Source organism: Occallatibacter sp. (genome assembly GCF_049802275.1).
GTDB lineage: Bacteria > Acidobacteriota > Terriglobia > Terriglobales > Acidobacteriaceae > Telmatobacter.
Genome location: NZ_JBARMD010000106.1, coordinates 1 through 7131 on the forward strand (window position 1 = coordinate 1; position 7131 = coordinate 7131).

Consider the following 7131-nt stretch of genomic DNA (forward strand, 5'->3'; position numbering starts at 1 on the left):
TCGTGGGCCTTCGGCTCTGGTCGCGTCCGCTGTTCTGCATGCCTCTGCGATTGCACTCGTTCTCTCGGCATTTGTGTACGCTCCGCAATTCCGGCTCAATACGCCGAATGTGTACATGATGCAGCACGTAGATTTGAATATGCCGTATCCGCCGATTCACAAAGAAGGTGGAAGCGGGAGCCTGTATCCGAAGTCGTCCTCGTCGGGCGCAGAATCCTCGGCGCACGAAAACCTGGCAGCGCCCGCCTCGAGTCGCGTTCATTTCATGCACCGAAAACTGGCTCCGCAAACATTGATTGATCCCGACGTGGACCCCAACAAGATGCTGCCGAAGGAGACTCCGCTTCCTTCAATGTTGCTGTGGTCAGGTCATCGTCCGAAAATCCAGGTTCTCACTCCACCTCGACCTCAGCCGCCGTCAATCACACTTGATAAGCCAAAGCTGAACTTCCCGAACAAGGAAACACAAATCGCGGACCTGAATATATCGTCCACGCGCTTTCAGTCAAAGCTGCCCATGCCGCTTCCGAGCAATACGTCTCCGGTGGTGTTGAAACGCGATCTGGATGTCCAGCGAATTCCCGAGACGGGTTCAATTTCAAGCATTGATGCCACACCTGCCGCAATCCTTTCTGCTTCTGACCTTCAAATGAACCAGGGCCGCGTTACCATGCCCGGCGCCAACCAGTCCGCAGAAGGCACAGATCAGGGCGGCCTCGGTACCGGCAAAGCGGCAAATTCGTTGCAACATGGCGCTGGGGACTCAGGCAGCACTGGCTCGGATAAGGGCGCAGGGAAAGGGCAAAACGCGACGGGTGGACAGTCCGCCGGTGCCGGAAGCGGCGGATCTCAAAAGGGCCCGGGAAACGGCACGGCGGGAAACGGCACCCTTGCCGGTACCTCCGGTGGAAATGGAACCGGACACAATCCGGGCTCGGGATCAGGACAATCGAATGGGCACGGCTCGGGAGATGGTGACAATGGCTCCGTGACACGTATCAGCGTGCCGAAGAATGGCACGTTCGGCGTCGTTGTCGTGGGATCGTCCCTTGATGAGCAGTACCCCGAAACCTCCGAGGTATGGAAGGGTCGCCTCGCCTATTCGGTATACCTGCATGTCGGATTGGAGAAGAGCTGGATTCTGCAGTATTCACTTCCGCGCGCAGCTGACTCTGCAACTGCAGGGAGTGCACGTCTGGAGGCGCCGTGGCCGTACTATATCGTTCGTCCGAATCTAAATCCCGATGACGCTTCTTCCGATTCGGTAATGGTTCACGGCTTTGTGGATGAGACTGGTCACTTCGAGAAGCTCTCTGTGGTTTTTCCGACAGATTTGGGATTCGCCCGGGAGCAGCTTGTTCTGGGCGCGCTCCAACAATGGCAGTTCAGGGCCGGCACGCGGGACGGTCAGGTTGCCAAACTCGAAGTGCTTCTGATTATTCCGGAAATCAGCCAGTAGCTGCCCGAACGCTTCTTCGCCTTTTAGGAATTGGCGAAACCCAAAGCACTCGGTGGAAAAGTTTTTTTCAACAAGAAGCCCTCGATGCTCAAAAACCTACTTGCATTCCGGCTCTGGAAGTGGCGGATTTGTCGCCTGACCACAGGCTCGGCCAGTTCGGCTGGGCACACATCGATCTGCAGCGATGACCGATTTTCTCTTGTCGTTGCTCGGGAAAAATCCCTTGCGCTGCTCGAATCAGCGCCACGAGTGAACTCAGAAGCCACGATAGTCAGCAAAGGACCACTCCGAAGCGTTTGTGCCGGAGGGGGTCAAAGCCATGCCGACCTCGCATCACCGTCTGGAGCATTGCAGGAATCGTGCTCTGACAATCTCATTGCGAAACGGCAATCCTGATATGGATTGGCTTCACGCGTTCGCAATCTGACCTATTCCGCATGTTTAGGTGTGCGGAGTAGCGGCATATTCTAAATGCGCGGGTTCTTCTTTCGATACCGCAAAAGACGCGCGCCGGACATATACCACGAGATAGAAACCGGCGAGGACCAGGAGGCTTAGCGGCAGTGGAATGTTAATTGAGGCACCCAGCAACGGGCCGGGCGAAACTGCGGGAAGCAGACGCAGTTTCACCAGGATTTCAAAATAGACGCTCCACACGAGATCTCCAGTCACCACGCAGCTCGCGGCGGTGATGATGAGCGCAAGCCGGCCGATTCTGCCGCCCTCGGCCCAGAGCAGCGCGCAAGCAGGAATTGTGAGCATGATGATTTTGGCATCGTAGATCCGATGGTACATAGGAAGCATGGAAAGGGGTGCGATCGCCGCAATCGCAAGCCATGTCGTGGCCAAAGTGAGCCGCGCGCGGAGAGTCACGATTGACCAGACAAGGAGCATTGGTGCAAAAACGAAGTAAGTCACATGGTTGTAGAAGCGGGGATCGTCGCGAAAAACAGCGAAAACCGACTGCAGGTTTGCAATCAGACAGGTTCCATGATTGTCGATGGCGGCGAGGCTTACATCGATGCCTCCGCCATGGATCCCGAATGCCTGAATGTTCGAGCGCAGTTCTTGTATCCAGTAAGGCGCGATGTGCGTCACCCACAAGACAGTCGGCAGACTGAACGCCGCCGCGACAGCTGCCGTCCGCAGCGCCCACTTTCGAAAGGTTCCTCCCGCCAACAAGAAATAGACCCAGACGAGAACGACGTCGTGCGGTTTTACAGCAAGGCTGATCGCAAAAGCCATGGTCCCCAGCATCAAGAACTTGTTACGAAGAAAGCACCAAACGGCTATCATGCAAAAAGGTACGGCAAACCCAGCTAGATTTCCGTAAAACACAATTTGTTCGGAGTATGCGAGAAGAAAGCCGACTAGACCGCCAGCGAGTTCGGGCGCATGGTAAGCTCCGAGATCCCACATGAGAAAGGCTCCCATAACAAAGCTTCCGACAGTGAGGACGACCCAAAGCGCTTGCGCTACGCCAAACGGCAGAAGCGCAAACGGAACGGTGACAGCGAATTCGAGTGGAAGATAATTATTCCGAGGCAAAGAGAAGCGGTCCGCATCGGAATCCGATGAACGCGCACCGCCCTCTGCCTTGTATATCCGCAGTACATCCTTTGGATTGTATGGATCGCAACGACGCAAAAGGCAGCGTGCGCTACTGTAGGCGGTTCTGAAATCCATCATCGAGCCAGGCGAATTAAACATGCGGGGAATGTTCAGGCAAAGGAATATGGCCCCCGCTGCAACAAGAGAAAAACCGAACTTGCCGGATTGCGTCATGCCCATCGTTGTCAACTCACGAAATCATCCGAAGCGAGGATCTCATTTTATGGTTTTGAACGCAAAGAAGCTCCTCTTGCTTGAACGCGTCTGCGTTACGAAGGAGTATCGTAGCCCGATCAATAAGTTTCCTGAGGCGTCCAAAAAATCGACAAACCCAAAGTCATCTGGACACCGAAAAATGGATGCCGCAAAAGGTCGAAACGTCCTGGATTATTTCAAGAGTTACATAGAGATTCATGCAGATGAGGATCGGGCCGGTTGCAAGGGGCGGCACGACAGGCCGATGTTTCGCTGCCCTTGCTTATCTCGGCCTAGGAAAATCTCGTGCGAAGAATCCTTGAACAAAGCTATTCTATGCATACGTGGTTAATGACTGGGTACTTCGGCCAATTTCTTGGCAACGCGGGCGCAAAGTGTCAGCAACTGGGGCAGATATTGTTTGTTCCGGAGCGTACGCATCGTCCCTGAACTCTCAAGACCGTCCTTTCTCAAAGAATGGGTATCAGGAAGGTTGCTGCACGCGCTGAATAAAGCGATGCAGCGCCTTTTTCCCGACGCCGGTCTCCGGCAAGGCTTCTCCGCTGTTCAGATCGACTGTATTAGACGGCACAAAGGAAAGGCCTACTCCATCCGTGCCCCATCGAATAACCTTGGTCAGCACGGAGATGAAATCATCGGGATCGTCGCCGTCCGTATTCGTTCGCTGCAGCGTCATCAGGATCATCGTTCCCGGGAACCAGCGCTCGTCGGTCAGCAGATACAGACCGTTGGTGCTGATATCGGCAATATGAAAAGCCTGGGGTGCACCGCCAGTCCAGTAGTAGGCGACCAGGCCCGGCAAGGGATGGCGCTTGGATCCGCGGCGGTCAGTTGAAAGCCAGCGCAAAAAGCGGATAAACCACGAGGCATTCTGGACGGTCTCGGCTTCGACCCCATCTTTTTCGGCAAGGCGTTGTTGCGCAATCTGCAGTTCTGCAGCCTGATCCATCTCCGAAGATGCTTCAGCAACAGCCACCGGAGAGGATTTCGCTTCCGCAGATCCCCTGGCCGGTGCATTGTGACCGGACACATTTGATAAACGAGCAAGGCGCTCTTCCATTTCATCCGCGACGCAGATGAGGAGGATGTCGCCAGGTTGTGTCTGCGTCGAAAAGATCGTATGACCGGCAAGCACCAGAGCGCTTGCAGGCTGCTCCCGCGTCGGTTCAATTGCATGGTTTGGAAAGGATTCTATCGCCTGAATAACCCGGTTGTCTTCGTCCAGATAGATCAAATCGACCGGCGTAAGTCCCTTGGTAGCGGGGACTCCCCGGAATGGAGTCAGCCACAAGCCCGCATCGGCTTTAATGGTCAGATTTTCCATGAGGACTTTCAGTTGCTTGGCCGCGGTATCGGCAACGTTAACGCCCAAGCTGAGAAAGCTTTCACGGGTTTGGTTGTAGACACAGTACTTGCGGGTTTCCATGATCTTGCGCCCTCTTCAGAAAGCTGCCCGGATGAAGGTTGGAACGAATAAGCAGCCTTCGATCCAGACCCCACAAATGCCGAGGTGACGCGATTTACACTCCTGCGTCAGGGTTACCTCGAATGATTTCCGCACAATCGATCAACAGCATTCGATCGGACGAAGAGGAAAAGCAAATTATAGTCTGCCGCCAAGACCATGGTGGGCAAACGAGAACGGATCTCGTATCACCGCCCTAGAACGGCGTTCTGCGTGACAAAAGCGCCGGACGGAAACGCGAAAAATATGGGTTCGCATAATCCGCCGGCACTCTTGAAGCAGACCGGGCTACTTCACCCGTGTGCGACGACGCTGAATCAGGATGACCAGCACGATAACAAAGAGCACCCCGGAAGCAACCCGGATAATCGTGGTACTGTCCATATCGATTCTCTCCCTTCATGAAATGGTTGAAAAGCTTAATGACTAAAGAATTCTTTGAACGAATCGACCATGACAAGCACGGCCGGACCCAGCACGACAACAAACAGCGATGGAAAGATGAAAAGAACGAGAGGAAAGAGAAGCTTGACCGAGAGCTTTGCGGCCTTTTCTTCAATCTCCTGAACGCGTTTTGTGCGCAGTGTATCCGAGTGGACGCGAAGGGTCTTGCCGATGCTGGTTCCGAACTGTTCGGCTTGCACCAACATTGATACCAGGTTGCGAATCACGTCTACATCGGTGCGTTCCGCAAGGTGCTTCCATGAATCAGAACGGGCACGGCCGGCGCGCTGTTCGAGAGCAACAATTCCAAGCTCATCGCTCAGGGCAGGTTGCGATTTGCTCAACTCTTGCGCCGTGCGCGCCGTAGCCTGATCCAGGCTGAGTCCGGCCTCGACGCAGATCACCAGCAGATCGAGAACATCAGGCAATCCTTTTCTTATTTCCTTCTGCCGGTTTGAGATCTTTCTTCCCAGCCAGAAATCGGGAGCCAGGAATCCGAGACCGGCTGCCAGAACCAAGATGAAGAACGGGCCGAAGTGAATCAACCCTGTAACCCACGACAGCAACATGAGGAAAACGGGAGTTATCACCTTGGCCCCATAGAACGACTTGACAGCGGTATCGGAACGCAATCCGGCACGGACCAGCCGCTGCTGGACGGCCGAAATCTCGGCCTGGCTCCTCGGGAGGATTTTCTCAAACTGCTCAACCACGCCGCCGATCACATGCCGTGTCTCTTCGATCGTGCTGGACATGGACTTCTTGTTGGCGCGCGGGTACAGGGCGGACGAGATTCGCTCCTGAATTCTGTCGCGATAGAAGATCAGCAGGCCGCCGCTCCCAATGAGCAGGAAGGCGACCAAGAACGCAATGATTGCAAATGCCATAGATCTCTCCCTAAACGTCCATGTTCACGATCTTGCGAATAATCAGTCCGCCGACCACAATCATTCCGCCCGCGGCGTATAGAAGCTTGATTCCCAGATCTTTCTTCCACAGCATGCTCATCAGGTCAGGATTCACCATATAGAGCAGGAAGCCCAGCACAACCGGAAGCAGTGTGAGAATCCAACCAGTCAAACGTCCCTGAGCGGTGTGCGTCAATACTTGTCGTTTCAACCGGAAGCGCTCACGGATCACCTGGGAGGTCTTCTCCAGCACTTCGGCGAGATTGCCGCCACTTTCGCGCTGGATCAAAACAGCTGTGCAAATGATCTTGACGTCCTGCAAGGGAACGCGTGTCACGAGATTGTCGAGTGCAGATTTGAGTTCGAGGCCGTAATTCATTTCGTCAAAAGTCACACGAAACTCTCCCCCCACGGGATCGGAACACTCGCGTGAGACAAGACCCATTGCAGCATTCAAACTGTGCCCCACACGGAGGGCGCTTACAATCAGTTCGAGGGCCTCGGGGATTCCCTCCTCGAATTTGTTCATCCTCATTTTCCGCTTCTGGTAGACCCAGCCTAACGGTCCCGCTCCTGCAACGAGCCCAATGATGATGCTCAAGATGACCAAGCCCGTCCGAAGGTAGATCAGGTAGGCCGGAACAATGAAGCAGACAGCGCAGAAGAGGCTCAGGCCTCCCACTGTCCACTTCACGTTGGCCTGATACAGGAACCTGCGAATGCGCGGAGCAAGCTCAAGCTTGGATAAGTAACGATCCAGCCATGGAATCGAACTCATCAGCTCGTTTTTGCGAACGTCAACAATCAGGTCTGCCATTTCAGGCTTGCCGACGGCAATCGCCGACTCAAGCCTGGTCATAATCGCGCGGGTCTGCTCAGTCGCCCCTGTGCCACTGGCGGCCGCAATCAGAACAACTACCCCGAAAACTCCCAGGAACACGAGTCCGATGATTAAACCCATTTTTGCCCTCCGCGAACGCTTTGGCTCAGTTCACTTCCGTTACTTTCTCAAACAAGCTCGGCGGCAG

Annotated in this window: 4 protein-coding genes and 1 pseudogene; 1 reads left to right on the plus strand and 4 read right to left on the minus strand. The window is 54.6% G+C overall.

Annotated elements, in window-relative coordinates; translation table 11 throughout:
• Positions 1-1459, plus strand: a pseudogene (locus WA354_RS03470) (hypothetical protein); the annotation flags it as partial.
• A 441-nt stretch (positions 1460-1900) separates the two neighbouring features.
• Here the strand turns inward: WA354_RS03470 and WA354_RS03475 are convergent.
• From WA354_RS03475 to WA354_RS03490, 4 genes are all read right to left on the minus strand, one after another.
• The gene (locus tag WA354_RS03475) at positions 1901-3250 is read right to left on the minus strand and encodes a hypothetical protein (RefSeq protein WP_472811619.1); all 1350 of its coding nucleotides are present in this window, start codon (positions 3248-3250) and stop codon (positions 1901-1903) included.
• A gap of 499 nt (positions 3251-3749) precedes the next feature.
• Positions 3750-4712 carry a PilZ domain-containing protein gene (locus WA354_RS03480; RefSeq protein WP_472811620.1) on the minus strand — a complete coding sequence of 321 codons (963 nt, stop codon included), beginning with the start codon at positions 4710-4712 and terminating at the stop codon, positions 3750-3752.
• Between the two features lie 458 nt (positions 4713-5170).
• Entirely contained in the window at positions 5171-6082 is a 912-nt protein-coding gene (locus WA354_RS03485) for a type II secretion system F family protein (RefSeq protein WP_472811621.1), read from the minus strand.
• Between the two features lie 10 nt (positions 6083-6092).
• Positions 6093-7064, minus strand: coding sequence for a type II secretion system F family protein (locus WA354_RS03490; protein ID WP_472811622.1), 972 nt, complete (start codon positions 7062-7064; stop codon positions 6093-6095).
• Between the last annotated feature and the right edge of the window lie 67 nt (positions 7065-7131).